Origin of the sequence: Xanthomonas albilineans (genome assembly GCF_009931595.1) — a bacterium.
Taxonomy (GTDB): domain Bacteria; phylum Pseudomonadota; class Gammaproteobacteria; order Xanthomonadales; family Xanthomonadaceae; genus Xanthomonas_A; species Xanthomonas_A albilineans.
Genome location: NZ_CP046570.1, coordinates 1,419,230 through 1,444,612 on the forward strand (window position 1 = coordinate 1,419,230; position 25,383 = coordinate 1,444,612).

Annotated in this window: 24 protein-coding genes and 2 tRNA genes; 19 read left to right on the forward strand and 7 right to left on the reverse strand. The window is 61.7% G+C overall.

From position 1 onward, the window contains the following. Position 1: 1 nt before the first annotated feature. The 5 genes from petA to XaFJ1_RS06010 all read left to right on the forward strand — a co-directional run bounded on the left by petA (position 2) and on the right by XaFJ1_RS06010 (position 3,950). Positions 2-631, forward strand: coding sequence for a ubiquinol-cytochrome c reductase iron-sulfur subunit (gene petA, locus XaFJ1_RS05990; RefSeq protein ID WP_012915777.1), 630 nt, complete (start codon positions 2-4; stop codon positions 629-631). Positions 632-634: 3 nt separating this feature from the next. Further along, on the forward strand, positions 635-1,897 hold the full coding sequence (locus XaFJ1_RS05995) for a cytochrome b (protein WP_012915778.1): 1,263 nt from the start codon (positions 635-637) through the stop codon (positions 1,895-1,897). After that, positions 1,890-2,636, forward strand: coding sequence for a cytochrome c1 (locus XaFJ1_RS06000; RefSeq protein WP_012915779.1), 747 nt, complete (start codon positions 1,890-1,892; stop codon positions 2,634-2,636). Before XaFJ1_RS05995 ends, XaFJ1_RS06000 begins: the two co-directional genes overlap by 8 nt. A 170-nt stretch (positions 2,637-2,806) precedes the next feature. Further along, positions 2,807-3,442, forward strand: coding sequence for a glutathione S-transferase N-terminal domain-containing protein (locus tag XaFJ1_RS06005; RefSeq protein ID WP_012915780.1), 636 nt, complete (start codon positions 2,807-2,809; stop codon positions 3,440-3,442). 73 nt (positions 3,443-3,515) lie between these two features. Further along, the gene (locus tag XaFJ1_RS06010) at positions 3,516-3,950 is read left to right on the forward strand and encodes a ClpXP protease specificity-enhancing factor (protein ID WP_012915781.1); all 435 of its coding nucleotides are present in this window, start codon (positions 3,516-3,518) and stop codon (positions 3,948-3,950) included. Between the two features lie 231 nt (positions 3,951-4,181). On the opposite strand, the gene XaFJ1_RS06015 is transcribed toward XaFJ1_RS06010, so the two are convergent. From XaFJ1_RS06015 to XaFJ1_RS06025, 3 genes are all read right to left on the reverse strand, one after another. After that, positions 4,182-4,526, reverse strand: coding sequence for a DUF3301 domain-containing protein (locus XaFJ1_RS06015; protein WP_012915782.1), 345 nt, complete (start codon positions 4,524-4,526; stop codon positions 4,182-4,184). Between the two features lie 129 nt (positions 4,527-4,655). Next, complete coding sequence (nadC, locus tag XaFJ1_RS06020; protein WP_012915783.1) at positions 4,656-5,534, reverse strand: carboxylating nicotinate-nucleotide diphosphorylase; 879 nt, start codon at positions 5,532-5,534, stop codon at positions 4,656-4,658. Continuing rightward, positions 5,531-5,800, reverse strand: a complete 270-nt coding sequence (locus tag XaFJ1_RS06025; protein WP_012915784.1) for a Trm112 family protein — start codon at positions 5,798-5,800, stop codon at positions 5,531-5,533. Before XaFJ1_RS06025 ends, nadC begins: the two co-directional genes overlap by 4 nt. Before the next feature lie 58 nt (positions 5,801-5,858). Here XaFJ1_RS06025 and purE point away from each other — a divergent pair, with 58 nt between their 5' ends. Both purE and XaFJ1_RS06035 read left to right on the forward strand, forming a co-directional pair. Continuing rightward, the gene (gene purE, locus XaFJ1_RS06030; protein ID WP_012915785.1) at positions 5,859-6,362 is read left to right on the forward strand and encodes a 5-(carboxyamino)imidazole ribonucleotide mutase; all 504 of its coding nucleotides are present in this window, start codon (positions 5,859-5,861) and stop codon (positions 6,360-6,362) included. After that, entirely contained in the window at positions 6,359-7,507 is a 1,149-nt protein-coding gene (locus XaFJ1_RS06035; protein WP_012915786.1) for a 5-(carboxyamino)imidazole ribonucleotide synthase, read from the forward strand. The genes purE and XaFJ1_RS06035 overlap by 4 nt, the downstream gene beginning before the upstream one ends. Before the next feature lie 102 nt (positions 7,508-7,609). Here XaFJ1_RS06035 and XaFJ1_RS06040 read toward each other — a convergent pair whose 3' ends face one another. Beyond that, a complete protein-coding gene (locus XaFJ1_RS06040) occupies positions 7,610-8,188 on the reverse strand; it encodes a superoxide dismutase (RefSeq protein WP_012915787.1) in 579 nt (192 codons plus the stop codon). Between the two features lie 129 nt (positions 8,189-8,317). On the opposite strand from XaFJ1_RS06040, the gene grxD reads away from it, so the two are divergent. From grxD to ppnN, 5 genes are all read left to right on the forward strand, one after another. Then, complete coding sequence (gene grxD / locus XaFJ1_RS06045) at positions 8,318-8,638, forward strand: Grx4 family monothiol glutaredoxin (protein WP_012915788.1); 321 nt, start codon at positions 8,318-8,320, stop codon at positions 8,636-8,638. Continuing rightward, entirely contained in the window at positions 8,638-9,375 is a 738-nt protein-coding gene (locus XaFJ1_RS06050; protein ID WP_012915789.1) for an SDR family NAD(P)-dependent oxidoreductase, read from the forward strand. The genes grxD and XaFJ1_RS06050 overlap by 1 nt, the downstream gene beginning before the upstream one ends. Beyond that, complete coding sequence (locus tag XaFJ1_RS06055; RefSeq protein WP_012915790.1) at positions 9,372-9,971, forward strand: YhgN family NAAT transporter; 600 nt, start codon at positions 9,372-9,374, stop codon at positions 9,969-9,971. The genes XaFJ1_RS06050 and XaFJ1_RS06055 overlap by 4 nt, the downstream gene beginning before the upstream one ends. Before the next feature lie 420 nt (positions 9,972-10,391). Further along, entirely contained in the window at positions 10,392-13,613 is a 3,222-nt protein-coding gene (locus XaFJ1_RS06060) for a TonB-dependent receptor (protein WP_045757242.1), read from the forward strand. A 109-nt stretch (positions 13,614-13,722) separates the two neighbouring features. After that, on the forward strand, positions 13,723-15,111 hold the full coding sequence (ppnN, locus tag XaFJ1_RS06065) for a nucleotide 5'-monophosphate nucleosidase PpnN (RefSeq protein WP_045756807.1): 1,389 nt from the start codon (positions 13,723-13,725) through the stop codon (positions 15,109-15,111). Here ppnN and XaFJ1_RS06070 read toward each other — a convergent pair. Then, complete coding sequence (locus XaFJ1_RS06070; protein WP_012915793.1) at positions 15,101-16,138, reverse strand: sensor histidine kinase; 1,038 nt, start codon at positions 16,136-16,138, stop codon at positions 15,101-15,103. The two genes, ppnN and XaFJ1_RS06070, sit on opposite strands and share 11 nt — an antisense overlap. Before the next feature lie 157 nt (positions 16,139-16,295). Here XaFJ1_RS06070 and XaFJ1_RS06075 point away from each other — a divergent pair, with 157 nt between their 5' ends. From XaFJ1_RS06075 to XaFJ1_RS06105, 7 genes are all read left to right on the forward strand, one after another. Next, entirely contained in the window at positions 16,296-16,859 is a 564-nt protein-coding gene (locus tag XaFJ1_RS06075; RefSeq protein ID WP_012915794.1) for a GspH/FimT family pseudopilin, read from the forward strand. A 25-nt stretch (positions 16,860-16,884) separates the two neighbouring features. Beyond that, positions 16,885-17,379, forward strand: a complete 495-nt coding sequence (gene pilV / locus XaFJ1_RS06080; protein WP_012915795.1) for a type IV pilus modification protein PilV — start codon at positions 16,885-16,887, stop codon at positions 17,377-17,379. Further along, on the forward strand, positions 17,376-18,353 hold the full coding sequence (locus tag XaFJ1_RS06085) for a PilW family protein (protein WP_012915796.1): 978 nt from the start codon (positions 17,376-17,378) through the stop codon (positions 18,351-18,353). Before pilV ends, XaFJ1_RS06085 begins: the two co-directional genes overlap by 4 nt. Next, positions 18,350-18,928, forward strand: a complete 579-nt coding sequence (locus tag XaFJ1_RS06090; protein WP_012915797.1) for a pilus assembly PilX family protein — start codon at positions 18,350-18,352, stop codon at positions 18,926-18,928. Before XaFJ1_RS06085 ends, XaFJ1_RS06090 begins: the two co-directional genes overlap by 4 nt. Before the next feature lie 10 nt (positions 18,929-18,938). After that, entirely contained in the window at positions 18,939-22,736 is a 3,798-nt protein-coding gene (locus XaFJ1_RS06095) for a pilus assembly protein (protein WP_045756808.1), read from the forward strand. After that, positions 22,736-23,155, forward strand: a complete 420-nt coding sequence (locus XaFJ1_RS06100) for a type IV pilin protein (protein ID WP_012915799.1) — start codon at positions 22,736-22,738, stop codon at positions 23,153-23,155. Before XaFJ1_RS06095 ends, XaFJ1_RS06100 begins: the two co-directional genes overlap by 1 nt. Before the next feature lie 73 nt (positions 23,156-23,228). Next, positions 23,229-23,305, forward strand: a tRNA-Asn gene (locus XaFJ1_RS06105). Positions 23,306-23,655: 350 nt separating this feature from the next. Here the strand turns inward: XaFJ1_RS06105 and XaFJ1_RS06110 are convergent. Continuing rightward, a tRNA-Pro gene (locus XaFJ1_RS06110) sits at positions 23,656-23,732 on the reverse strand. Positions 23,733-24,077: 345 nt separating this feature from the next. Beyond that, positions 24,078-25,190 (reverse strand): homoserine O-acetyltransferase MetX, encoded by a 1,113-nt coding sequence (gene metX, locus XaFJ1_RS06115; RefSeq protein WP_012915800.1) that lies wholly within the window; start codon positions 25,188-25,190, stop codon positions 24,078-24,080. Positions 25,191-25,383: the final 193 nt, after the last annotated feature.

Consider the following 25,383-nt stretch of genomic DNA (forward strand, 5'->3'; position numbering starts at 1 on the left):
GATGGCCAACGATGGGGTCAACGATTCGATTAATACAGGGCGTCGCCGCTTTCTCACTGCCACCACCGCCGTCGTGGGCGCGGTTGGCGCGGGATGCGTCGCGGTTCCTTTCATCAAATCCTGGGAGCCTAGCGCCAAGGCCAAGTTGGCCGGCGCGCCGATCACGGCCGACATCAGCGCGTTGCAGGAGGGCCAGCGTCTGATTCTGGAATGGCGCGGCCAGCCGATCTGGATCGTCAAGCGCTCCAAGGCGATGCTCGACGCGCTGCCGTCCCTGGATGGTCGGCTCAAGGATCCCAAGTGCGAGAACAAGGACCAGCAGCCGGATTACGTGCTGAAAAACCCCGACTACCGCTCGATCAAGCCGAATATCTCGGTGCTGGTCGGTCTGTGTACCCACCTGGGTTGCTCGCCGGAGATGGTCGCCGAGATTCGCCCCGAGCCTTACGATCCAGACTGGAAGGGCGGCTATTTCTGCCCCTGCCACAAGTCGCGTTTCGACATGTCAGGGCGTGTGTTCCAGGGCGTGCCGGCGCCGATCAATCTACTGGTGCCGCCGCACCATTACCAGGACGACAACACGCTGGTCATCGGCGTGGACCCGAGTGCGTCCGCGAAAGGAGGGGCCTAAGTCATGGCCGACAATCTCCTCACCCGCACCGCGGGCAGCGTGTTCGATTGGGTCAACGAGCGCGCTCCTGGGCTGATGCCGTTCTACCGCAAGCACATCGCCGAGTACTACGCGCCGAAAAATTTCAACCTCTGGTATTACTTCGGTTCGTTGGCACTGGTGGTGCTGGTGAATCAGATCGTCACCGGCATTTTCCTGACGATGCACTACAAGACCAGCGCGGCCGAGGCGTTCAACTCGGTCGAGTACATCATGCGCGACGTGGATTGGGGCTGGCTGATCCGCTACATGCACTCCACCGGTGCTTCGCTGTTCTTCATCGTGGTCTATCTGCACATGTTCCGTGGGCTGATGTACGGCAGCTACAAGAAGCCGCGCGAACTGGTCTGGATCCTGGGCATGCTGATCTACCTGGTATTGATGGCCGAAGCCTTCATGGGCTACGTGCTGCCTTGGGGGCAGATGTCGTTCTGGGGCGCGAAGGTCATCATCTCGCTGTTCGGCGCGATCCCGGTGATCGGCAATGGTCTGACCGAGTGGATCATGGGCGACTATCTGCCCTCCGACGCCACCCTCAACCGTTTCTTCGCCCTGCACGTGATCGCGCTGCCGTTGGTGCTGTTGCTGATGGTGGTGCTGCACCTGGGGGCGCTGCACGAAGTCGGCTCCAACAACCCCGATGGGGTGGAGATCAAGAAAGGCCCCAAGGGCAACCGTTGGGACCCGAACAAGCCGGCCGACGGTATCCCGTTCCATCCGTACTACACGGTCAAGGACATGGTCGGAGTCGGCTTCCTGCTCATGCTCGGCGCCTTCATCATCTTCTTCGCTCCCGGTTTCGGCGGTCTGTTCCTGGAGCACGACAATTTCACCGAGGCCAACCGCTTGGTCACGCCGGAGCACATCAAGCCGGTCTGGTACTACACCCCGTACTACGCGATGTTGCGGGTGGTGCCGAACAAGCTCGGCGGCGTGCTGGTGATGTTCTCGGCGATCGCGATCCTGTTCCTGGTGCCGTGGCTGGACCGCGCCAAGGTCAAGTCGATTCGCTACCGTGGCTGGATCTCGCGGGTGATGCTGGCGGTGCTGGCGGTGTGTTTCGTGTGGTTGGGGGTGATCGGCTCCGGTCCAGGCACCGAGATCATCGAGACTTACATCGGCCGCGTATTGACGCTGCTGTACTTCCTTTTCTTCCTGACCATGCCGATCTGGACCACGCTGGACCGCACCAAGCCGGTGCCGGAGCGGGTGAGCAGCCATGACTAAGCGCCTGATCGCTCTCTTGGCCTGCGTCGCTTGCATGTGCTTGCTGTCCGTTCCTGCGTTGGCGGGCGAGGGCGGTGCCACATTGCAGGCGGGTAACGATCTTGGCGACCGCGCTTCGCTGCAGCGTGGCGCCAGGGGGTTCATGAATTATTGTTCCGGCTGCCACTCGTTGAAGTACCTGCGTTACTCGCGCATGGCCGAGGACCTGGGCCTGAGCGAGGATGAGGTGATGCACAATCTCAACTTCACCGGCGCCAAGGTCGGCGAACACATCGAGGCCGCGATGCCACACGAGGCGGCGGCCAAGTGGTTCGGCAAGGCACCTCCGGATCTGAGCCTGATCGCCCGGGTGCGCGGCACCGATTGGGTCTATACCTACCTCAAATCGTTCTATCTGGACCAGTCGCGCCCGCTGGGCTGGAACAACAGGCTGTTTGCCAACGCTTCCATGCCAAATCCGCTGTGGGAACTGCAAGGCTTGCAGCAGCCGGTCTACGGCAAGGCGCCGCAGCCGGGTGTAGACAAACCGGTGGAGCGCTTGCAACTGGCCTCCCCAGGCAAGCAGACCCCGGCCGAGTTCGACCAGACCGTGCGTGACATCAGCAATTTCCTCGAATACGCTGGCGAGCCTGCGGCGCTGAAACGGCAGCGTCTGGGCGTGTGGGTGGTGCTGTTTCTGGCCTTGCTCACCTTCCTTGCCCATCTGCTGAAGAAGGAATACTGGAAGGACGTGCATTGAGCGCTTTTGATGTTGTCTACGCGCCTGCTGCACCATTGCTGAGTGATTCCCCTGTTCAGCCTATTGGCTTTTGTGTGCGAGGGTTGCACACTCAGCGGCCGTGGCGACCGTTCGCAAGGTGCGGACGGCGTCGATGCGGCCGGCGGATTCCGGTCGTCGGAGAGCCTTGAATGGCGGTGAGTTTGCGCATGCGAAATACCTTGACCTTGTTTTCCTCCACAGATGACGTCTTGTGCCACCGCGTTCGCCTGGTGCTCGCGGCCAAAGGCGTCACCTATGATTTCGTGGCGGTGGATCCGCAAAATCCGCCGGAAGACCTGATCGATCTCAATCCATACCACTCCGTGCCGACGCTGGTCGAGCGCGAATTGGTGCTGTACGCCGCCTCGGTGGTCAGCGAGTACCTCGACGAGCGCTATCCGCATCCGCCGTTGATGCCGGTCGATCCGCTCTCGCGTGCGCGTTTGCGCCTGGCGATGTTGCGCATCGAACACGATTGGGTGCCGCAAGTGCAGGCGATCCAGCTCGGCAACAAAGCCCAGGCCGAAGCCGGCCGCAAGCGCCTGAAGGAATTGCTCACCGCCTCGGTACCACTGTTCAAGGCCAGCAAATTCTTCCTCAACCCGGAGATGAGTCTGGCCGATTGCGCGATGGCGCCGATCATCTGGCGCCTGCAGGCGCTGGATATCCCGTTGCCGAAGGATGGCAAGGCGATCGAAGACTACGGCAACCGCATCTTCCGTAATCCCGGTTTCATCCGCAGCCTGACGGACCAGGAAAAGAAACTGCGCGATCTGCCAACGTGATGCCCATCTGCGTGGTGGGCCCGCTGTGTTTCGAGTTGCGTCGGCGTTACGCGCTGGCGCGTGGAATTGCCGTATGAGCGACGAGACTTACCGCATGACCAGCCATCGCCCCTACCTGTTGCGGGCGCTGGTGGAATGGATCAACGACAACGGTATGACCCCGCACGTGCTGGTGGATGCCAGCTTGCCCGGTGTGCAGGTGCCGCCGAGCGCGGTCAAGGATGGCCGGGTGGTGCTGAACATCGCCGAGCGCGCGGTGGTGCGTTTGCAGATCGACAACGATGGAGTCAGCTTCACCGCTCGATTTGGCGGCGTCAGCTATCCGGTCCAGGTGCCGATGGCTGCGGTGCTGGCAGTCTATGCGCGCGAAACCGGGCAGGGGATGGCGCTGCCGGACGATATTCATGGTCCGGGCGAGCAGCCGCCCGACGGCGATGCGCCCCCGCCGCCGCGTCCTGGCAGTTCCGACGAGGCCGGTAAGCGCCCGCGTCTGCGCGTAGTGAAGTAGGGCTGTTTTCGGGGCGAGCCATTGCTGCTCGCCATCGTGCTGTTTCTCTCGGGCGGGCTGTGCAGTCAGTCCGCGCAGGTGTGGCGATGATGCTTTTGCCAGGAGCGTACGGCGCTTGCGCATGCCGGCCGAATTCTCGGCTTCGTGCGTATCCATGCTTTGGATACCGTCGCTGTGACGCGGAAGGGCTGCGTCACGTATGGCACGCATGACCGGTTGCGTTGGATCGTCTTATTGGTGGGGCGCTCGCGCCTCATGCAGCGCGGTCACGGTGGCGACAGATGGCCCGGCGAAAGTAATCAGTCGATCCCCGAGCAGCACCAGACGGCCGCTGTGCCGGTCCACGCCGTCGCAGGAATAGTCGAAGCGGAAGCTGCGCTCGAAGCCGAGCCAACCGTTGGGCAGCCGCCGTAGGCGTAGGCCCGTGCCGTGTACGCTCTGGTCGAGCCATTGCACGTCGGCGGCTTTGCAGGCGTTGCGTCCGAGGACTTCGGCGCGTTCGGCGGCGGCACGCGAGGCGTTCCAGAACGCGAACACGGCCGCACCGACGATCATCAGCAGAATCAGACTAGGCATGCGGCCACTGTAACCAGGCGTCGGGCAAGAGGGCAATCCTGATCGCCTGAATCGTGATGCGACGTTGTGGCTTGGTTGATGGGCGTCTGTTGTGCAGACCACCATCTTGCATGCGCACGAGCGATCGCGTTACTGCGGGGGCGAACCCAGCTTGAGCGAAAGATCCACCGCTTGCACGTGCTTGGTCAGCGCGCCGATGGAGATGCAGTCCACGCCGTCTTCGGCGATCGCGCGTATCGTGTCGAGGTCCACGCCGCCGGAGACTTCCAGTGGAATGCCGCGCTGATGAAATTCGTTGCTGGCAATCGCCACTGCGGCGCGGCGTTGTTCCGGGGTGAAGTCGTCGAGCAAAATGCGCTCGCAACCGGCGCTGAGGGCTTCGCGTAGCTCGTCCAGGGTTTCCACCTCGATCACCAGGGGCAGTTGTGGCCACTGTGCGCGTGCTGTAGCCACTGCCGCGCTCAACGAGCCTGCGGCATGGATGTGGTTTTCTTTCAGCATTACGGTGTCGTACAAGCCGATGCGGTGGTTGTTGCCGCCGCCGCAACGGACCGCGTATTTCTGCGCCAGGCGCAGGCCGGGCAGGGTCTTGCGGGTGTCCAGGATGCGTGCGCCGGTGCCGGCGACCGCGGCCACGTAGGCGGCGGTGACGGTCGCGGTGGCGGAGAGGGTCTGCAGAAAATTCAGCGAGGCGCGCTCGGCACTGACCAGGGCGCGGTTGCGCCCGTGCAACAGGGCTAGCACTGTGCCTGCTGCCACCCGTTCGCCCTCGGCCACGCGCCACTGGATCTTGACTTGCGGATCGAGCGCGCGGTGACAGGCGTCGAACCAGGGCCGGCCAGCGATCACCGCCTCCTGTTTGCACAGCAGGTAGGCATTGTCGGCGCGGTCGGGTAGCAATGCGGCGGTGACGTCGCCGCTGCCCAGGTCCTCGGCCAGTGCGCGCGCCACATCGGCGTCGATCAGGTGCTGTGCTGGCGGCTGGAGTAGCGCCGTGTCGGGGCTCATTTGGCCGGGAAGTCGGCGAGCTGGGAAGTGGCGATCGCCTCTTCGGACAGCAGTACCGGGATGCCGTCTTCGACGCGAAACACCTGCTTGCGGTCGCGCGTGATCAGCGCTTCGCGCAGGGCTTGGGTCTGTGCGCCGCCATCGGCGCGCTTGACCCCGCCGGCGGCGATGGCTCGGTTCAGTGCTTCCAGGCCGCGCGCCTCCAGCAGTGCCAGCGGTTGGCGGGTGTCGGGCGAGCACAGCAGGTCGAGGAGTTTGCGGTCCATCCGGTCTTCGTCTTGCGTGGAAGACGGCTAGAATACGTCTTTAAGGCAGGGGACGGCCATGGCCTCCAGACAAACCACGCCGCTCGTCGGCATCGTGATGGGCTCCCGCTCCGATTGGGAGACCATGCAGCACGCAGCGGAGAAGCTCGATGCCTTGGGTGTGCACCATGAAGTGAAGGTCGTGTCGGCGCATCGCACGCCGGATGTGCTGTTCGCCTATGCCGAGGCGGCGGCGGCGCGTGGGCTGCGCGCGATCATTGCCGGTGCCGGCGGCGCCGCGCACCTGCCGGGCATGCTCGCGGCCAAGACGGTAGTGCCGGTGCTGGGCGTGCCGGTGCAGTCCAAGGCGCTCAATGGCATGGACTCGTTGCTGTCGATCGTGCAGATGCCGGCGGGTATTCCGGTGGCCACCTTCGCCATCGGCAATGCCGGCGCGGCCAATGCCGCGCTGTTCGCCGCGGCGATGTTGGCGGCCGAGCACGTCGATGTCGCCACGGCGCTGAGCGCGTTTCGCCAGCGCCAGACAGAAGACGTGATGGCCAAGGACGATCCGCGCCAATGACGACGGTCGGTATTCTGGGAGCGGGACAGTTGGCTCGGATGCTGGCGATTGCTGGCGCGCCGCTGGGCCTGCGCTTCGCCATGCTGGATACGGTGGCCGACGCTTGCGCCGGCCAGGTCGCCCCGCTGCAGGTTGGCGATTACCGCGATGCGGCGGCGCTGGTCGCTTTCGCCGCCAAGGTGGATCTGGCCACCTTCGACTTTGAAAACGTGCCGGCCAGCAGCGCCGAGTGGCTGGCGGGACAGGTGCCGGTCTTCCCCAGTCCGGACGCGTTGGCAGTGGCGCAGGACCGCCTGGCCGAGAAGACTCTGTTCCGAGAACTGGGCATCCCGGTGCCCGCGTTTGCCGCGGTCGATCGCCGCGAGGAGCTGGATGTGGCACTGGCCATGGTTGGCACGCCGTGCATTCTCAAGACCCGCCGTCTTGGCTACGACGGCAAGGGCCAGTTCCGCATCGCCTCCGTGGCCGATGCCGATGCGGCCTGGGCGGCGTTGGGCGCGCAGGCGTCGAGTGTCGGCTTGATCGTCGAGGCGTTCGTGCCGTTCCAGCGTGAGATCAGCGTTGTGGCGGTACGTGGCCGCGATGGCGAATTCCGTACCTGGCCGCTGACCGAGAACTGGCATGTCCAAGGTGTGCTGTCGGCCAGTTTGGCTCCGGCGCAGGCCGATGCCGCGTTGGAACAGGCGGCCGTCGCGCATGCGCGGGCCTTGGCCGAGCGCCTGCAGTACGTCGGCGTGTTTGCGCTGGAGTTGTTCTGCCGCGATGGGGTGTTGCTCGCCAACGAGATGGCGCCGCGCGTGCACAACTCCGGCCACTGGACCATCGAAGGCGCCGAGACCTCGCAATTCGAAAATCATCTGCGCGCAGTGCTCGGCTTGCCGCTGGGGTCCACGCGCATGTGTGGCCATGCCTGCATGCTCAATTGGATTGGTGCGATGCCCGATGCGGCGCCGGTGCTGGCCCAGCCCGGTGGGCATTGGCACGACTATGGCAAGGAGTCGCGCGAGGGACGCAAGGTCGGCCACGCCACGCTACGCGAGGATGCGGCCGAGGCGCTCGCGCAGGCGCTGCAGACGGTCGGTGCGCAATTGCAACGTGAGGCCCAGGTCGCCCCGGTGATCGCCGCGCTGCGTGGGCAGCGCTGACCCAGCGGCATCGTTGTCGAATCGCTGTCGATCTGTGGCCGGTCCAGGGGGCTTGTCTGCGGGTGCCGGCCTCCCGGTGCTGCCTGCGTCGCGGGTGCGATCTCAGCGCAGGTTGGTTGCCACGAACTCCCAGTTCACCAGCTTCCAGAACGCCTCCAGGTAGCGCGCGCGGTCGTTGGGGTAATCGATGAAGTAGGCGTGTTCCCAAATGTCGCAGGCGAGCAGCGGGACATCGTGGCCAGTTAGCGGTGACACCCCATTGGCGGTGACGATCACGGCTAAGCTGTCGTCCGGGCGTTGCACCAGCCAGACCCAGCCCGATCCGAACACGCTCAGCGCCATGCGGGTGAACTCGGTCTTGAAACTGGCGATGTCGCCGAAGCGCTTGGTCAGAAGTTCGCCAAGCGCTCCACCGGGCTCGCCGCCGCCGCGCGGACGCAGGCCGCGCCAGTAGAACGCGTGATTCCAGATCTCGGCGGCCTCTTCGAACAGGTGGCCCTGTGCGCGCCGCAGCAGATCCTCTAGCGGCAAATCGGCCAATTCGCTGCCGGCGATGCGTGCATTGAGCCGTTCCACCAGACTGCGTTGGTGTTGGCCGTGATGATGGTCCAGTGTCGCCGCCGACAGATGCGGCGTCAGTGCGCTGTGGTCGTAGGGCAGCGGGGCGAGTTCGATGGCCATGGATCCTCGGTGCGGGGTGCGCGTGTTTCGGTACGATCACGCGCAGGGCTTACACTATGCGGCGATGCGAAAGTCTAGTCGATCGTCGAGGTCATTCTTTCGCCCCAGCAACAGTGAGGAGAACCCGCAATGCAGGTGATGGAGCGCATCCAGGCCGATGTTGAACGGCATCCCATTGTGTTGTTCATGAAGGGGACGCCACAGTATCCGATGTGTGGTTTCTCCAGCCGTGCGCTGCAGGCGTTGCTGGTTGCCGGCGCCGACCGGTTGCATACGATCAACGTGCTCGATGAACCCGAAATTCGCGCCAATTTGCCTCGTTATTCGAATTGGCCGACCTTTCCTCAGTTGTTCATCCATGGTGAGTTGATTGGTGGTTGCGACATCACCCTGGAGTTGTTCGAGTCCGGTGAGTTGCAGCGCATTGTGACTGAGGCTTACCTGTCGTGATGCAGGCGGTGGTGCCGCAGGCCGGCGTGCTGGCCCAGCGGGTGGTACTGATCACCGGTGCGGCCGGTGGTTTGGGTAGCGCTGCGGCCCTTGCCTGCGCCCAGGCCGGGGCCGTCGTGGTTCTGCTCGGGCACAAGCCTGCGCGGCTGAATCGGGTTTACGATGCGGTCGCCGCGGTCGCCGCGCCACCGCTGCTCTATCCGCTGGACCTGCTGGGGGCCACGCCGCAGGACTATGCGACTCTGGCCGAGCGCCTGCAGGCGGAGTTGGGGCGGCTGGACGGGCTGCTGCACTGCGCGGCCGATTTCATTGGTCTGACGCCGTTCGAGCATGCCGATCCGGCGCATTTCGCGCGTGCCATTCACGTTGGTCTGACGGCTCCGGCCTGGTTGACCCAGGCCTGTCTGCCACTGCTGCGGCAGGCGCCGGATGCCGCCATCGTGTTCGCATTGGACGACCCGGCGCGTGTTGGCCAAGCCTACTGGGGAGGCTACGGCGCGGCCCAGTACGGACGTCGGGGTCTGCTGGCGAGCCTGCATAGCGAACTGGCCGCTTCGCGCGTGCGTGTGGCGGGGTTGCAGCCTGGCCCGATGCGCACACCGTTGCGCGCGCGCGCCTATACCCATCACGAAGACCTCGACGCGGTGGATCCCGCACGTTACGCCGCGGCCTGCGTGGATTTGCTGTCCCCTGCCGGCGCAGTGCATGGCGGCACCACCTGGACTCCTGCGGTATGACCATTCTCTCGGCGGCACTATTGTTATTTCTGATCCTCGATCCGCTGGGCAACATCCCGGTGTTCCTCAGCGTGCTCAAGCCGTTGTCGGGCAAGCGACAGCGCGTGGTGCTGGCGCGCGAGTTGCTGATCGCCCTGATGGTGCTGATGGGGTTCCTTTGGGGGGGGAAGTACGTTCTAGAGGTGATGCATTTGCGCCAGGAATCGGTGGCGATCGCCGGTGGCATCGTGCTGTTCCTGATCGGCATCCGCATGATCTTCCCGCGGCCGGAAGGGCTGCTGGGCGAGCTTCCCGAAGGTGAACCTTTCATCGTGCCGCTGGCGATTCCGTTGGTGGCTGGCCCGTCGGGCATGGCGGCGGTGATGCTGATGGGCAGCAATGAGCCGACGCGCCTGGGCGAATGGAGCCTAGCGTTGATTTTGGCCTGGCTGGCAACCTCGGCGCTGCTGTTTTCCGGCACCCTGTTGTATAAGCTGCTCGGCATGCGCGTATTGACCGCGGTCGAACGGTTGATGGGCATGTTGCTGGTGGCGATTTCGGTGCAGATGTTCCTGGATGGAATCAGCACCTATCTGAAATCCCCGCTTGCCGGTTGAGCGCTTCCCGCATTAGCGGGCCGTGGGTGTTGTCCGCGGTGGTCGCCCGATAGGCGGCGGCAAGGGCGCGCGCGGGTCAGGTCGCTGCCACGGCAGGCGAGCGAGGTGGCAAGAAGCGGGGACCACCTGGCCCATGCGCGGCGCTGTGCGGCCGGGGCGCACGCTGCACTGACGCCATCGATAGCAAGATGACTGGGGGCTTGCGTCCTTATCCATGTCCGTTCGTGTCGAATTGTCGTGGTTCTGCAACACGCCCCCTCTCTCTCTTGTGGTGTTAATATTATGTTAATAATTGCGGGGTGGCAAGTGGGAACGCCTCTTCACTGCTTCCGTTGCCGTGCGCCCGCACCAGCACGGTGTGCTATGCGCATTTCGTCAAACTCCATTGAGGCTTTTGCAATGATTCAATCCCGTCTGCGGATGTCCAAGCTCACGTTGGGCTTGGTCGCAGTGCTCGCTGCTGCGCCCGTGTTCGCCCAGAGTACCTCCGCCGGTGTCGGCGGCTTGGTGACCCATGCTGGCCAGCCGGTCGTCGGTGCCGAGGTGACCATCACCCACGTCGAGTCGGGCACGGTCAACCGGGTCTCCACCGATGCCAGCGGTCGCTACAATGCGCGCGGCTTGCGTGTCGGCGGTCCGTACACCATCACCATCACCAAGCCGGGCGAAGGCACCAAGACGGAAGATGGCCTGTACCTGGGTGTTAATCAGACCGCCAGCATCAATGCCGAGTTGACCGGCGACATGGCCGCGCCGACCACGCTGGAGACGGTCAACGCCGTCGCTGCGGCCAGCGGCTCGGAAGTGTTCAGCGCCACCAAAATGGGTGCCGGGACCAACGTCGGTCGCGAGCAGATCGAGGCGTTGCCGTCGATCAATGGCAACATCCAGGACTACATGCGTTTGGACCCGCGAGTGGCCTTTGTCGATCGCGCCTCGGGCACGATCAGCGCCGGTGGTTTGAACCCGCGCTATAACGCGATCAATATCGATGGCGTCTCGGCGAGCGACACCTTCGGCCTGGAAGGCAACAACATGACCACCCGGCGTCAGCCGGTGTCGATGGAGGCCATCGAAGCCATCGACGTCAACGTGTCCAACTACGATGTCAGTAGCGCCAGCGCCGCTGGTGCCACCGTCAATGCGGTGACCAAGTCCGGTACCAACGAATTCCACGGTTCGGTCTACGGCTCCATGCGCGATGGCGACTGGTTCGGTAAAAATCCCGATGGCAGCAAGTTCAATGGTTTCAATAAAGAGACGACCTACGGTGCGACTTTCGGTGGCCCGATCGTCAAAGACAGGCTGTTCTTCTTCGCCAACTACGAGAAGTTCAAACAGGACGCGCCTGGCATCGATCTGGGCAGCACGGCGCTGGGCAAGCCCAACGCCAGTTACGGCATGGCCGATGTGACGCGCGCGGAGCAGATCGCTAAAAACTATGGCTTCGACGCCGGTAGCTTGAACAGTGACGGCAACACCGATCTGAAGGAATACGCGCTCAAGCTGGACTGGAACATCAGCGACAATCACCGCGCCAGCTTCCGCTACAGCAAGCTGGACCAGAGCAAGCTGCGCATCAACGGCGCCGGTAATTCCAGTCAGGCGTCGCTGAGTTCTTATTGGTACCAGCACCAGAAGAGCGTGGAGAGCTACGTCGGTCAGTTGTTCAGCGATTGGTCGGAGAACTTCTCCACCGAGTTCAAAGTGTCTTACCGCGACTACTCCGCGATCCGTGTGGTCCCGACCGACGCGCCGAGCATTGCGGTGTACTTCGGCGGCGCGGTCGCCAACCCGACCGGCGACGTGCTGTACCTGGGCACGGAGGCCAATTCGCAGGGCAATATCCTCACCACGAAGACCTGGAATTACTACGGTGCGGGCACCCTGACCCTGGACAATCACAACCTGAAGTTCGGCGTCGACTACAGCACCAACGACATCTACGACCTGTACGGTCGCAATAGCTGGGGCGTGTACAGCTTCTTCGGTCTGGACAATTTCGCCAGCGGCCGCTGGAGTTCCTACCAACTCAACCAGGAGCGTACGCCGGGTTCGATCGCCGCCAACTACACGAACACCAATCTTGGCCTGTTCGTACAGGACACCTGGTACGTCAATAGCAACCTGACCCTGACCCTGGGTCTGCGTGGCGACCGTCCCGGCGTCAGCCCGGATCCGGCTTATAACGCGGGTGCGCAGGCTGCATTCGGCTACGACAACAGCAAGATCTTCAGCGGTGGCTTCCTGATCCAGCCGCGCGTTGGCTTCAACTACACCTTCGACACCGAGCGCCCGACCCAACTGCGCGGCGGCGCAGGCCTGTTCCAGGGCGATGCGCCGGAGGTGTGGATCGCCAACAGTTATTCCAACACCGGTTTCAACTACAACGCCTACAGCTTCACCGCCTACGATCCACGCCTGCCGTTCAGCGCCAATAAGAACACCCAGCCGGTTCCGACCACGCCGGGCTCGGCCACCCAGGGGGTGAACTTCGTCGGCAAGGATTTCAAGCTGCCGTCGCTGTACAAGGCCAACCTGGCACTGGACCACGAACTGCCGTGGGACGGCATCGTGGCGTCGGCCGAAGTGCTGGTGACCAAGGTCAAGGAGGGCTTGTACTACAAGAGCCTGAACATCGGTTCCGTCGCTACCCCGGGTCAGGATCCGAGCCCGGCCTACTACGGTCCGGATGGCCGCGCGCTGTATTGGAATCCGTCGCAGACTGGCCGTCCATGGGCGGCCGGCAATAATCGCTTCGGCCGCAACGCCGGCTACAGCGATGTCTACCTGATCGACAATACCGACAAGGGCAGGACGCAGCAGTTGACCTTGTCGTTGTCCAAGCCGTTCAGTGAAGGCGGCGATTGGTCCTGGAGCCTGGGATACACCTACACCCACGCCACCGAAGTCGGTTCGCTGACCAGTTCCACCGCCAGCTCGGGCTGGGGGAACCAGTACGCGTTCAACGCCAATTCCGAAACCGAAAACAAATCGCGCTATGCGATCAAGGACCGTATTTCCGGTTCGTTGGACTGGAAGCATATGTTCTTCCGCGACTACGAGACCCGCGTCGGTCTGGTCTACGAAGGTCGCAGTGGCCGTCCCTACAGCTATCTGTTCAACGGCGATGCCAACGGCGACGGCCGTTCGACCAACGACCTGTTCTACGTGCCGAAGGGGCCGGGCGACGTGCTGTTCGGTAGCCTCAGCAATACCGGTGCGTTCACCGCCAATCCGGCGCTGCAGAAACAGTTCTTCGACTGGTTGGCGCAGAACCCGCAGCTGGCCAAGTACGCTGGTAGCTACGCTCCAGCCAATGGTTTCCGCTCCGCCTGGATCAACACCTTCGACGTGCGCATCAGCCAGCAGTTGCCCGGCCTCTTCAAGGGGCACAAGTCGGAGCTGTGGCTGGACATCCAGAATGTGGGCAATCTGTTGAACAAAAAGTGGGGCAGGATCTACGACTATGGCTTCTACGCCGATGCCCGCGTCGCCAACTTGCAGGGCATCTACAATGGCAAGTACGTGTACAACACCCTGTACACCGATCAGCCGACGGCGGCCAATGCCGATGCCGATGGGTTCAACACCGGCGTGTCGCAGTGGTCGCTGCAGTTGGGTTTCCGCTATCAGTTCTGATCGCGGTGCAAGCTGAAGCGTGGGAAACGGCCAGGGCGACCTGGCTGTTTTCTTTTTGTGGGGGCTGACGTTAAAGTCGCCGGCTGACGACAACGACACGACATCCGATATGACGACCAGCAATACGGCGGCACATACGCTGCCGGGAGTGGATGCGCGGATCTACCCGCGCGGCGGCCTGGACATTCTCTCGCGTGTGGAAGTGGCGCGGTTACGCGATGCTTCCAGCGGCGGTCTGCACGATCTATTGCGGCGTTGCGCGTTGGCGGTGCTGACCAGCGGCAGCGCTTCCGACGATCCTGGTGCCGCCGGCGATCTATATCCGGATTTCGATATCCAGGTGCTGCAACGCGACCGTGGCGTGCGTATCGATTTGATCAATGCCCCGGCGATGGCCTTCGTGGATGGTGAGATCATCAACGGTGTGGCCGAACTGTTGTTCGCCGTGGTGCGCGATCTGGCCTACATGTCCATCGAACTCGGTCTGGAATCGACGTTCGATCTGCAATCCAGCGCAGGTATCACCAACGCCGTGTTCGGGCAGTTGCGCAACGCGCGCATCCTGCAGCCCAACGACCCGAGGCTGGTGGTGTGCTGGGGCGGCCATTCGATTTCGCGCGAGGAGTATCTGTATACCAAGCAGGTCGGCTACGAGCTGGGTCTGCGCGGGCTGGACATCTGCACCGGTTGCGGCCCGGGCGCGATGAAGGGGCCGATGAAGGGCGCCACCATCGCCCACGCCAAGCAACGCAAGCACGATAACCGCTACATCGGGCTCACCGAGCCGGGTATCATCGCCGCCGAATCGCCGAACCCGATCGTCAATCATCTGGTGATCCTGCCGGACATCGAGAAGCGCCTGGAGGCCTTCGTTCGCATCGGCCACGGCATCATCGTGTTTCCCGGCGGCGTCGGCACCGCCGAGGAGATCCTGTATTTGCTCGGGATCCTGATGCGCGAGGAAAACCAGGGTTTGCCGTTCCCGCTGATCCTGACGGGCCCGACCATCGCCGCGCCGTACTTCGCGCAGATCGACCGTTTTTTGCGTCTGACCCTGGGCGAGGCCGCCACTTCCCGCTACGAAATCGTGGTTGGCGATCCGGTCGCGGTGGCGCGCAAGATGGCCGCTGGCATCCAGCAGGTACGCGCGCACCGCAAGGAACAAAGGGACGCGTATTACTTCAACTGGTCCTTGCACATTCCACTGGAGTACCAGCGTCCGTTTGAGCCGACGCACGCGGCAATGGCGGCCCTCGATCTGCACCATGGCCGGCCGCCGCACGTGCTCGCGGCAGATTTGCGCCGCGCGTTTTCCGGCATCGTCGCCGGCAACGTCAAGCAAGACGGCGTGCGTCGCATCGAGCAGCATGGACCGTTCGAAATTCATGGCGATGCGGACATGATGCAGGCGTTGGACGCGCTGCTGCGCGCCTTCGTCGAACAGCGTCGGATGAAGATCTCCGGCGAGTACCGGCCTTGCTACCGGGTTATGACCTGAGCGCGATCCGGATCGTGGCGACGAAGCTGTCGCCATCGCTGGCGGTGCGTAGCGAGGCGCCTTGCAGGCTCTCCAGCCGGGTACGCAAGGCCGATAGGCCAACGCGGTGGCCGCGTTGGAGGTGCGGCGCCGCGCCGCTGGGGGGCAGGGGATTGCGGATGTTGATTTCAAGCGCGTCGCTGCGTTCGTCGATGCCGATGCAGATCTCACCGCCCTCGGGGGCGCATTCGATGCCGTGGTGAACCGCGTTCTCCAGTAGGGGTTGCAGCGACAGTCGCGGAATCCGTATCGGCGCAATGGCGTGGGGCAGGGTCCAGTGCACGCGCAGGCGCGGGCCGAAACGGATCGCTTCGATGTCCAGGTAGCGCTTGGCCAGATCGATCTCGTCTTGCAGGTCGACCAGGTCGGGGCGCGCCAACGCGGCGCGGAACAGGTCCGACAGGTCCATCAGCAGTTGCTCCACCTGCTGTGGCTGCCGATGCACCAGCATCACCGCGGTGTTGAGCGTGTTGAACAGAAAGTGCGGCTGGACCCGCGCGGCGAGTGCGTCGATCTCGGCCTGCTTGGCGCGTTCCACCAATTGTTTGATGCGGACATGATTGTGCAACGCGGCCATGCCCAGTAAGCCGATCAGCAACGCGATGCCCGATAGTTGCAGCGACAGCGTCAGCCATGACCCCGTAGAGAGCTGCCAATAATCGCCGAAGGTCGACAGGACGAGTCCGCTGATGAGCCAGGTCAGCGCCTGCATCAGGCACAGCGTTGCGGTGGTGATCGCCAGAAATCCGCGTCTTGCCAGGATTCGGCGCAACAGCAGCAGACTGGCCAGGGTGAGTAGCGCGATCCACTGGATGCCCAGCGACGCCAGGCCGAAATACACCCAGCGATTACTGGTCGTGCTGGTGCCTGGGAATGGGGTCAGAGCCAAAATGGCGGCGATGCACTCGCCTGCCATCACGATCCAGATCAGGGTGGACGGCTGCTTGAGGACCTGCAACTGATCGTTGGAATAGGCGGAAGCGGGCATCGTGAGGCGGCGGGGTGAGCACTGAGGCACATCATGCCGGCTGGCGTTGCCCGGCGCACGGGCCGTCTACCCCTGAATTGCTGCCATTCGTCGGCAATGGCTGGCGGATCGGGAGCCCCGCCGCTAGCGTTAACCTGGGGATAGAGATGGGGGATCTATGGTCGTTCATGGGAAGCGCGCTCTTGTCGAGCCGGCGCGGCAACGTGGCTTCACGGTGGTCGAATTGATGGTCACCATCGCCATCCTGGCGATCCTGATGGCGCTGGCGGTGCCCAGCTTTACCGCGCTGATTCGCAGCAACCGCTTGACCAGTACCGCCAACGAACTGGTTGCCGCGCTGCAATTGACGCGTTCGGAGGCGGTTCGCCTGAACGGTGGTGTGAGCCTGTGCCGCAGCGACAATGGCAAAGCCTGCGCCGCCGGCGGTAACTGGACTGGATTCTTGGTCGTTGCCCGCGATGGCACCGTCCTGCGCACGAGTACCTTGCGCGCTGACCTGATCGTCCAAAGCGCAGACCTCGATAAATTGGGCGACAAGCTGACCTTTGGCGCCGACGGCGTCGCCCGCAACAACGCTGGCGATCCGTTGACGATGGGCATCGCGGTGTGTATGCCGGTCACCAGTCCAACAAATAACGTCATGAGCGTGCAGATGATTGGCGGCAGCCGCATCCGGGTTCAGTCGTCCAGCGATAACGGCAAGTGCAATACCACCGGCTAAGCCGGTTTCGGGAAGCGGAGAGACGATGAAACGGTTCGACAGCGGTAGACACATGGCAGGCGTCAGCCTCATCGAGGTCATGATTTCGGTGTTGATTCTTGGCGTGGGGATGCTGGGGGTGGCGGCCATGCAGACCACCGCGCTGCGCAACAACCAGAGCGCGCTGCAGCGCAGCCAGATCGTGATGGAAACCTATACGATTCTCGATGCGATGCGTGCCAACCGTGCTGTGGCGATAAAGAGTGGCTACAACACCACCGGCATGCTGTGCAACGCACCCACTGCCACCGATATCATCTCCAGCGACCAAGCCTTATGGCTCAACGGCTTGAAGACCGCGATCAGTGGCAGCCTAGCTGGAGATAATCAGAGAACCTGCGGCGCCATTGCTTGTGCAGCCAATCCCAAGGGCGCAGTCATTTGCACGATCACCGTGCAATGGGACGACAGCCGCGGCAAGAACGCGGGTGGCGTTAACGGCAGCGCGACCCAGACATTAGCAACGGTGACCGAACTGTGAAGCCTCTTTTTATCCATAAGCGGCCACGACGCCAATCGGGCTTCAACCTGATCGAATTGATGATTTCGATGCTGCTCGGCCTGCTGGTGGTCGGCGCGGCGATCGGGATCTTCATTTCCAACCGCCAGACCTACTCTGCGACCGAAGGCCTCAGTCGGATCCAGGAGACCGCCCGAACCGGCTTCGAAATGATGGCGCAGGACATCCGCGAGGCCGGCGGCAATCAATGCGATTCCGGGCTGCCGGTGGTCAACGTGCTCACAAATCCCACCAATCAGTGGTGGACGAACTGGGCGATGCCGTTGAGTGGTTATGAAAAAAGCAGCCCGCCTGGTCTCACCACGACGGCGGGGACCGATGTGATTCAGATGCTCTCCGCCGGTACGGGGGGCGCGACCGTTGTCGCACACAATCCGACCAGCAAGACCCTGACCCTTTACGCAGCGGCGCCCGATCTGCATTCCAATGCGATCATGTTGCTGTGCGACCGGCAGCAGCTTGCGGTGCTGCAAGTCGGTGCTGTCTCCGGCATAAACGTCAACTATGCGACTGGCGGGCTCAATGCGTGCTCGCAATTTGCGCGGCTGCCGTCTGTTTGCGCCACTGGCGTGAACAACTACACGTTCGAGATGAATTCCATCCTCTCCGAGCTGCGAGCAGTGCGCTGGTACGTTGCCACAGCCAGCTCGAAGGTCGGCACGTCGTTGTATCAGCAGGTGATCGGTCCGGGTGGGGCGTCTGCCAATAATGAAATCGCCGAAGGCGTCACCGACCTGCAGTTCACGTACTTAGTGAGCGGCGCTACCGCTTACGTCGATGCGGGCGTGGTGAGCAATGCCAACAACTGGGCCAATGTGATCGCCGTGCGGATCGTCATGACCGTCAATTCCAACGACCCGGTGGCCGCGGGCCAGCCGCCGGCAGTGTCCCGCACCTTCAGCACGACGGTGAGCATCAGGAACCGGAACCCATGAACATCTCTCCGTCTTCAACCCGGCAAACCGGTATTTCTCTGATCGTCGTTCTGCTGTTGCTGTTGATCATGACCTTGTTGGGCTTGGCGGTGCTGCGCAGCACCCTGTTGCAGGAGCGCATGTCGTCCAATATGTACGACCGTAGCCTCGGCTTCCAGGCCGCCGAAGGCGCACTGCGCGATGCCGAGAACTTCATTCAGGCAAACGCTGTCAATGGCAACACCGTCGGTTTCAATTGTTCCGGTGGCGCGACCGTATGCCCGGCCGTTCCCACCAATACCTATAACGACACTACAACTGGCGGTTGTGCGGTGGGCGCGAAGGAGTGCTGGGTGGATGGGACGGTGACCCCAAAGGGGCAGGCGGGTCCGGCGCAGTATTACATCCAGTATCTGGGGCAGCGCACCAGCCAAGACCAATTGAGTTTGGGATCGAGCATCAACCAGAACCAATACGGCGGGACCGGCGGGACCTCGATGGAGAGCTACTACCGCGTCATTGCGCGCAGCGTCAGCCCGGCCTCGGCCAGTGGTCGCGCCATCGTCGTGTTGCAGACCAATATCACCGTCAAGTAAGGATCCCTGTATGAGCAATCGAGCAAAGAACGCGATATGCCGGGACTGGCTCCTTGCGGTGGTGGCAGGCGTGTTGATCGGGACCGCCGGTGGCGCTGGCGCGGATGTGGATGTCTCGCAGTCGCCGCTGTATCTGGGGAGCGCGGTGCCGGGAAACCTGGCATTCGTGGCGTCGACCGAATACCCCACCGTCATCAGCAAGGCGAATCTGTCCGACGTCTATTCCCCTACGGTCAAGTTCGTTGGTTATTTCGATTCCAGTAAGTGCTATCAATACCATTACAACGCCAGCGACGAAACGGATCGTTACTTCTATCCTGTCAGCTTGCTGACTGGCAATAGTTATGCTTGCCCAAGTTCTAGCAATCTATGGTCCGGTAATTTTCTGAATTGGGCCGCTACCCAGACCATCGACCCGTTCCGCTCGGCCTTGACCGGTGGTTACCGTTCGCGCGATACCACCACCGAAACCATTCTGGAAAAGGCGATTGCCGATCGGCCGTCGACTGGCGATTTCCCGCGGCGTACGATCAGCAACAATCCGGGGCTTATCGCGGGTGGTACGCCTGCACGCTGGCAGAACTTCAATATGCAGATTGATGGTCTTGGCAACCAAATGTACTTCAGCAACAACACCAACTTCAACAACACCAACTTCAGCATCAGCAACCCTGGCACGCCGATTCCTTACAATCCAAGCGTCCATACGTTGAATGGAGCTAATGTCAATCCCAGGGACGGTACGCCATGCGGGTTTTCTAGGGGGTGCGTCCCGGATTCGACCTTGATCTTCCAGGTGTCGGTTCGGGTCAAGGTCTGCGATGCTAGCAAGGGAATCTCCTACCTAGAGGATAATTGCGTTGCCTATCCGAGTGGTAATTACAAGCCCGAAGGTTTGATTCAGGAGTATTCCAAGCGGGTCCGTTACAGTATCTTCGGCTACAAGGATGTGGACATCCAGCAGGGTTCCGGTGCCGACAGCGGGATCCTGCGTGCTAGGCAGAAGTTCGTTGGTCCCTATACCTACAATCCCGATAAAGGGACGCTTCTCAATGCGGCCAGTGAGTGGGATCCAAGCACCGGCATCATCTACAAAAATCCCGATGCTACCGATGCCGCGAACACGATTGCTGGAGCTTCCAATCCCATCGTCAACAGTGGTGTCATCAATTACCTGAACAAATTCGGCCAGCTCAATACTGGAAAAAACATCAAAAGCTTCGACGATGTCAGCGAGCTTTACTACGCGGCTATCCGTTATTTCAAGAACCAGGGCAACATCGCGGCGTATTCGGCGTTGAGTGGTTCATCGTTGAACATGTATCAGCAGGCTGACGGTTTTCCGGTCATTACCAACTGGGACGATCCCATTGCCTACCGTTGTCAGGTCAATGTGATTTTGGGTATTGGCGATACCAATACCCACTACGATAAGAATCTGCCAGGCAACAATACCAACCTGGCAGGTGAGCCGCCCAAGCCTCCGGAAGTGTCTGCCGACAACACCGTGAACGTGATGACGCGTATGACGCAAATCTGGCAGAAGGAGGGGCTCAGCCCAGCCCAGGCGGCGGCCCGTACAAACAGCGGTCAATTTAACCCTGGAGGATCTGGCAATTCCGCTTTCATCGCGGCGCTCGCCTACGATGCGCATACCAAGGATTTGCGTCCGGACACTGCTAAAAATGGATTGCCTGGCATGCAGACCCTGTCCACGTATTGGGTGGATGCTGTGGAGTATAATCAATACTACGGGCCAGCCACCAATCAATTCTGGTTGGCGGCGAAATATGGCGGTTTCCAGGTGCCGCAAGGCTACGATCCGGATACCAATCTGGGTCCCTTGCCAGACTCTACATGGTGGGACGGCAGTTCCTACGTCAACGGGGATGCCACGTTCAAACAGGCGAACAACTATTACGGCGTTGGTGACGCGAGCAAGATGCTGGCCAGCCTGCGCAATGCGTTCGAGCACATCATCCAGCAAGTCGTAGGCTCCGCTGCATCGCTCGCCAGTAATACAAGCAAGCTGGAATCCGGTGCCAGGGTCTATCAATCCCTGTTTTACAGCGGCACTTGGCGTGGCGATGTGGTTGCCTACGACGTCAATCAAACCACCGGTGCGCTGACCCAGGCGTGGAGCGCGAACGCGAATTTTCCCCTGTGGAGTTCCCGGACGATTAAGTTCGCCAAAGTTGATGGGGTCACTACCAGCATGGCCGACTTTGCCTACGGCAATCTGAGCAACACGCCGCTGGCATCGGCCACGCAAAATCAGATCAATTATCTGCGCGGCGACCGTTCCCAAGAAAAAGGTGGCACTCCTGGTGGTAATCTTCGTGCGCGTACCGGCATCATGGGCGATATCGTCGATTCGCAGCCGGTCTACGTGGCCGCACCCAATCCTCAGCTCTACAGCGCCGCGAAGTTCACCGGCGCCAGCAGCTATGCCGCTTTCGCTGCCAATAATTCCAAGCGCACGCCGATGCTGTACGTAGGCGCCAATGACGGCATGCTGCATGCGTTCGATGCCACGTCAGGTGTCGAGAAGTTCGCTTTCGTGCCGAAAGCGGCGATGACCGGATTGCTGGACTATACCGACCCCAATTACCAGCACCGCTATTATGTCGATGGCGAGCTCACCGTGTCGGATGTCTACACGGTGGCGAATGGCTGGCGCTCTGTCTTGGTCGGTACCATGGGGCGGGGAGGACAGGGCATGTTTGCACTGGATGTGACCGATCCCAATAACATTTCCTTGCTCTGGGATAAGACATCCACGGACATCCCTGCGCTAGGCAACAACCTAGGCAAACCGATCATCGGGCAGCTTGTCGATGGCCAGTGGTACGTGATGCTGGGCAACGGCCCCAATAATAGCGCCGATTCGGCCACTCTGGTGCTGGTCAACGTGTTGACCGGCGCGGCGACGACTATCAACACCAATGCCAAGGGGAGCAATGGCTTGTCGCCGGTGCTGGCGTGGTCTTCCAACAATAATTTCATCATCGACCGAATTTATGCCGGCGATTTGCAAGGCAATATGTGGCGTTTCAGCATGAGCGGTGTTACCGGCTCGGCGAGTAAATTGTTCAGTGCAACCTACGGGGGTACGGTGCAGCCGATCACCGCGGCCCCGGCTGCGGCGAAGGATCCGGCCACAGGGCTGAGTTGGGTGTTTTTCGGGACCGGCAAGTATCTGTCCACTGCCGATTTGAGCAACAAAGATGTGCAGACTTGGTACGGCCTCATTGATCGTGGTAGTACGATTCCTTCCAGCCGCTCTACGTTGAATCAGGTCAATATCTTGCAGGAGGGTGTGGTCAATGGTTATCCGGTTCGGGTGATCGACGACAAGCCGACTCCTGGCCCGGATGGCTGGTACATGGATCTGCTGTCGCCTCCGGCGCTGCCGAATGCCCCGCGGATACCGCAGGGCGAGCGCATGGTGGTCTCCAACTTTTTCCAGGGCACGGCGTTGATCGGCACCACGCGTATTCCCGATTCCGGTGATGTGTGCAGTCCCAGTGGCAAGGGCTTCGTGATGGCGATCAATCCATTTACGGGCGGACGCTTGCCGCAGTCGTTCTTCGATCTGGATGGCAGCGGCGGTTCCGGCAGCGGCGATACACTCAATGGCGTTCCGGTTTCGGGAGTTGGCCTGAACAGTAGTCCCAACAACCCGATCTTCATCGGTAATCAGATGCAGGTCGGCTTGGACAATGGCACTACGACTACCTTTGGCACCAACAGCAGCGCGCTCGGTATGAAGCGCGTATCCTGGCGCGAACTTCAGAGGAAAGATTGATGCGACAGTTTTCTTTACCGGCACGGCGCCGGCAGTCTGGCTTCACCTTGATCGAGCTGATGATCGTGGTGGCGATCGTGGGCATCCTGGCCGGCATTGCCTTCGCCAGCTATAAGTGGGCCATCGTCAAGTCGCGGCGTTCTGCGGCGGAGGTCTGTCTGCAGCAAACCGCGCAGCTCATGGAGCGTTATTACACTGCCAATATGACCTATCAAAAGGCCCCCGCGCCGGCGAACGCTTGCCCGGACCTGAATAATTTCTACACGTTCGATTATTCGGTTCAGCCAACCGCCACGGTTTTCGCTCTGAGCGCCACTCCGACACAGCTGCAGAACGATACGAAATGTGGTGTGCTCGGTCTGGATCAGACCGGCGCACGCACTGCGTCGCTGGCGGCAAATCCTGCGGACTGTTGGTGAACATCGGGAGCGCTCTTGTCTTGGCAACTCCCTCTTGTCAGGTATCCGACGCATCTATACAATGCGCCTCCCCGCCCGAATAGCTCAGCCGGTTAGAGCACTTGACTGTTAATCAGGGGGTCGTTGGTTCGAGTCCAACTTCGGGCGCCATATGATTCAAGCACTTAGGGTCGCGAAAGCGGCCCTTTTTGCTGGCGGACGTAAAATTGGGCGTAAAATTGATGCCCAGACCTGACGGCGGCGCATCTCACAGTTGGCGAGGATGGAAGGGGCGGTGACCCACCCTAAATCCGACTGGTACTCAGAGCGGGAGGACGTCGCAACCTCAAACGTTGCCATGGTTCCAATGGCAATTTGCCGCCTGTAGAGTTCGAGTGCCGCTACGCGTAACCAAGGTCATGAGTGTTTACAGAACCCTGGGCAAGTCGCCGGGAGCAGCGAAAAGGCCCTCAAGTCCCGCATTTCTGCGGCTTTTAGAGCCTTTTCTCTGTTCTATCACTTGGTCGGGGAGACAGGATTCGAACCTGCGACCTCTACGTCCCGAACGTAGCGCTCTACCAGACTGAGCTACACCCCGAAGGAGCCGTACATGATACGGGTGTCACCCGCCCTCGGCAAGATCCTTGGCGAAAATATTCAGTCGCTTGGACTCGTGATCATAAACATGGTCGGCCCCGAATCTAATGCCGTTGAGGATGGTAATGCCGGCATCCCAGGCGGAGCGGGTTGGAAGTAGGTTGGCGCCAGGGAGTGGAAAGAGTGCAAAGCTAACGGTGCGCATTGATGTGGGGGCTGGTGCTGTCGGAAGACGACTGCGGCTATGCCGCCACGGCGTTTGCGTAGTAGCACTGCTGTCAAGGGTGAGGGCGTTGCCATCGGTGGCGATAGCGGCAAGGCCGCATGCGCGATGGAGGCGAGCGATTTACAGCGTGTCCAGGAATTGCCGCAGCGCTGGCCCGAAACGTGCGAAATCGACCAGGAAGGCATCGTGCCCCTGCGGTGAGTCCAGGCCGATGAACTGCGCGTCGGCGCCGCCATTGCGCAGGCCTTCGGCGAGCTGTTCCTGTTGTTGCACCGGGAATAGGATGTCGGTGTTGGCGCCGATGGCCAGGGCGCGCGCGATGCGGATCGTCGCCAGCCCGGCAAGGACGTCGCCATCGCCGTATTCGGCCAGATCGAACCAGTCCATCGAGCGGCTCAGATACAGGTAACAGTTGGGGTCGAAGCGGCGCACGAAACGCCGCGCGTGGCCTTCGAGGTAGCTTTCGACTTGGAACTCCAGGCCGAATGGATCCTCATCGGTCTGGTCCGAGTCCAGTCGTACGCGACCGAAGCGGCCGTCCCACTCCAGCGCCGAACGGTAAGTGATCACGCCGAGTTTGCGCGCCATGCGCATGCCCGATTCGGGATAGCGGGTTTCGTCGTAGTCGCCGCCGTTCCATTTCGGGTCCAGGCGGATCGCTTCGCGTTGCAATGAGCGGATCGCGATCGAGAACGGCAGCGCCTGCGCGCTACCAGAAATGTTGAGATGGCTGCGCGCCAGTCCGGGATGCTGGCGCAACAGCGCCAATGCGGTCATGCCGCCCATGGAATTACCGATCAGGCAGGCCAGTTGCGCGATGCCCAGCGCACGCACCACGTGCGCGGCGGCGGCGGCGCCGTCTTCGATCGATAACTCCGGAAAGCGCAAGCGGTACGGCTGGCCATCGTCCGGATGCGGCGATGCCGGACCGGTCGAGCCTTTGCAACTGCCCAATGCGTTCATGCAGATCACGAACCAGCGTTGCGTATCGATCGGTTTACCGGGGCCAAGCATGTTTTCCCACCAGCCCGGTGTGGGATCGTCGGCGTGCGCGGCGGCATGCGCGTCCGGCGACAGCCCGGTGACGATCAGGATCGCGTTGCCGCGGTCTGCCGCCAGCGTGCCCCAGGTTTCGTAAGCCACGCGCGCGTCGCGCAAGTAGCCGCCGCGTTTCATCGGGAACGGCGAGGGCAGGGCGAGAAAGCGGCTACCGGGCGGGATGAATTCGGTCATGCGCCGATTCTAGAGCGTGTGCTGCACGTTAGCGGTATAGGGAAGTGTCGCGTCGTTAGTGCGATAGCGGCGTTGTGTACGAAATCCGATTGCGCGTTCCTCAGTGATACGGCGTGCGTGGTCGCCGTATCGATAGCGGGTCTGTACCGACATCGCAGGCGTTGGCCGTGCTTGCGTCGCGCATGTGACCTGT

Excerpts from the sequence above, each read along its gene's own strand:
- XaFJ1_RS06000 (WP_012915779.1), top strand. The coding sequence starts at position 1,890 with ATGACTAAGCGCCTGATCGCTCTCTTGGCCTGCGTCGCTTGCATGTGC.
- XaFJ1_RS06010 (WP_012915781.1), top strand. The coding sequence starts at position 3,516 with ATGAGCGACGAGACTTACCGCATGACCAGCCATCGCCCCTACCTGTTG.
- XaFJ1_RS06095 (WP_045756808.1), top strand. The coding sequence starts at position 18,939 with ATGAGCAATCGAGCAAAGAACGCGATATGCCGGGACTGGCTCCTTGCG.
- XaFJ1_RS06005 (WP_012915780.1), top strand. The coding sequence starts at position 2,807 with ATGGCGGTGAGTTTGCGCATGCGAAATACCTTGACCTTGTTTTCCTCC.
- XaFJ1_RS06015 (WP_012915782.1), bottom strand. The coding sequence starts at position 4,526 with ATGCCTAGTCTGATTCTGCTGATGATCGTCGGTGCGGCCGTGTTCGCG.
- XaFJ1_RS06050 (WP_012915789.1), top strand. The coding sequence starts at position 8,638 with ATGCAGGCGGTGGTGCCGCAGGCCGGCGTGCTGGCCCAGCGGGTGGTA.
- grxD (WP_012915788.1), top strand. The coding sequence starts at position 8,318 with ATGCAGGTGATGGAGCGCATCCAGGCCGATGTTGAACGGCATCCCATT.
- nadC (WP_012915783.1), bottom strand. The coding sequence starts at position 5,534 with ATGAGCCCCGACACGGCGCTACTCCAGCCGCCAGCACAGCACCTGATC.
- XaFJ1_RS06035 (WP_012915786.1), top strand. The coding sequence starts at position 6,359 with ATGACGACGGTCGGTATTCTGGGAGCGGGACAGTTGGCTCGGATGCTG.
- XaFJ1_RS06040 (WP_012915787.1), bottom strand. The coding sequence starts at position 8,188 with ATGGCCATCGAACTCGCCCCGCTGCCCTACGACCACAGCGCACTGACG.
- ppnN (WP_045756807.1), top strand. The coding sequence starts at position 13,723 with ATGACGACCAGCAATACGGCGGCACATACGCTGCCGGGAGTGGATGCG.
- XaFJ1_RS06075 (WP_012915794.1), top strand. The coding sequence starts at position 16,296 with ATGGTCGTTCATGGGAAGCGCGCTCTTGTCGAGCCGGCGCGGCAACGT.
- XaFJ1_RS06090 (WP_012915797.1), top strand. The coding sequence starts at position 18,350 with ATGAACATCTCTCCGTCTTCAACCCGGCAAACCGGTATTTCTCTGATC.
- purE (WP_012915785.1), top strand. The coding sequence starts at position 5,859 with ATGGCCTCCAGACAAACCACGCCGCTCGTCGGCATCGTGATGGGCTCC.
- pilV (WP_012915795.1), top strand. The coding sequence starts at position 16,885 with ATGAAACGGTTCGACAGCGGTAGACACATGGCAGGCGTCAGCCTCATC.
- XaFJ1_RS06025 (WP_012915784.1), bottom strand. The coding sequence starts at position 5,800 with ATGGACCGCAAACTCCTCGACCTGCTGTGCTCGCCCGACACCCGCCAA.
- XaFJ1_RS06100 (WP_012915799.1), top strand. The coding sequence starts at position 22,736 with ATGCGACAGTTTTCTTTACCGGCACGGCGCCGGCAGTCTGGCTTCACC.
- petA (WP_012915777.1), top strand. The coding sequence starts at position 2 with ATGGCCAACGATGGGGTCAACGATTCGATTAATACAGGGCGTCGCCGC.
- XaFJ1_RS06060 (WP_045757242.1), top strand. The coding sequence starts at position 10,392 with ATGTCCAAGCTCACGTTGGGCTTGGTCGCAGTGCTCGCTGCTGCGCCC.
- XaFJ1_RS05995 (WP_012915778.1), top strand. The coding sequence starts at position 635 with ATGGCCGACAATCTCCTCACCCGCACCGCGGGCAGCGTGTTCGATTGG.
- metX (WP_012915800.1), bottom strand. The coding sequence starts at position 25,190 with ATGACCGAATTCATCCCGCCCGGTAGCCGCTTTCTCGCCCTGCCCTCG.
- XaFJ1_RS06055 (WP_012915790.1), top strand. The coding sequence starts at position 9,372 with ATGACCATTCTCTCGGCGGCACTATTGTTATTTCTGATCCTCGATCCG.
- XaFJ1_RS06070 (WP_012915793.1), bottom strand. The coding sequence starts at position 16,138 with ATGCCCGCTTCCGCCTATTCCAACGATCAGTTGCAGGTCCTCAAGCAG.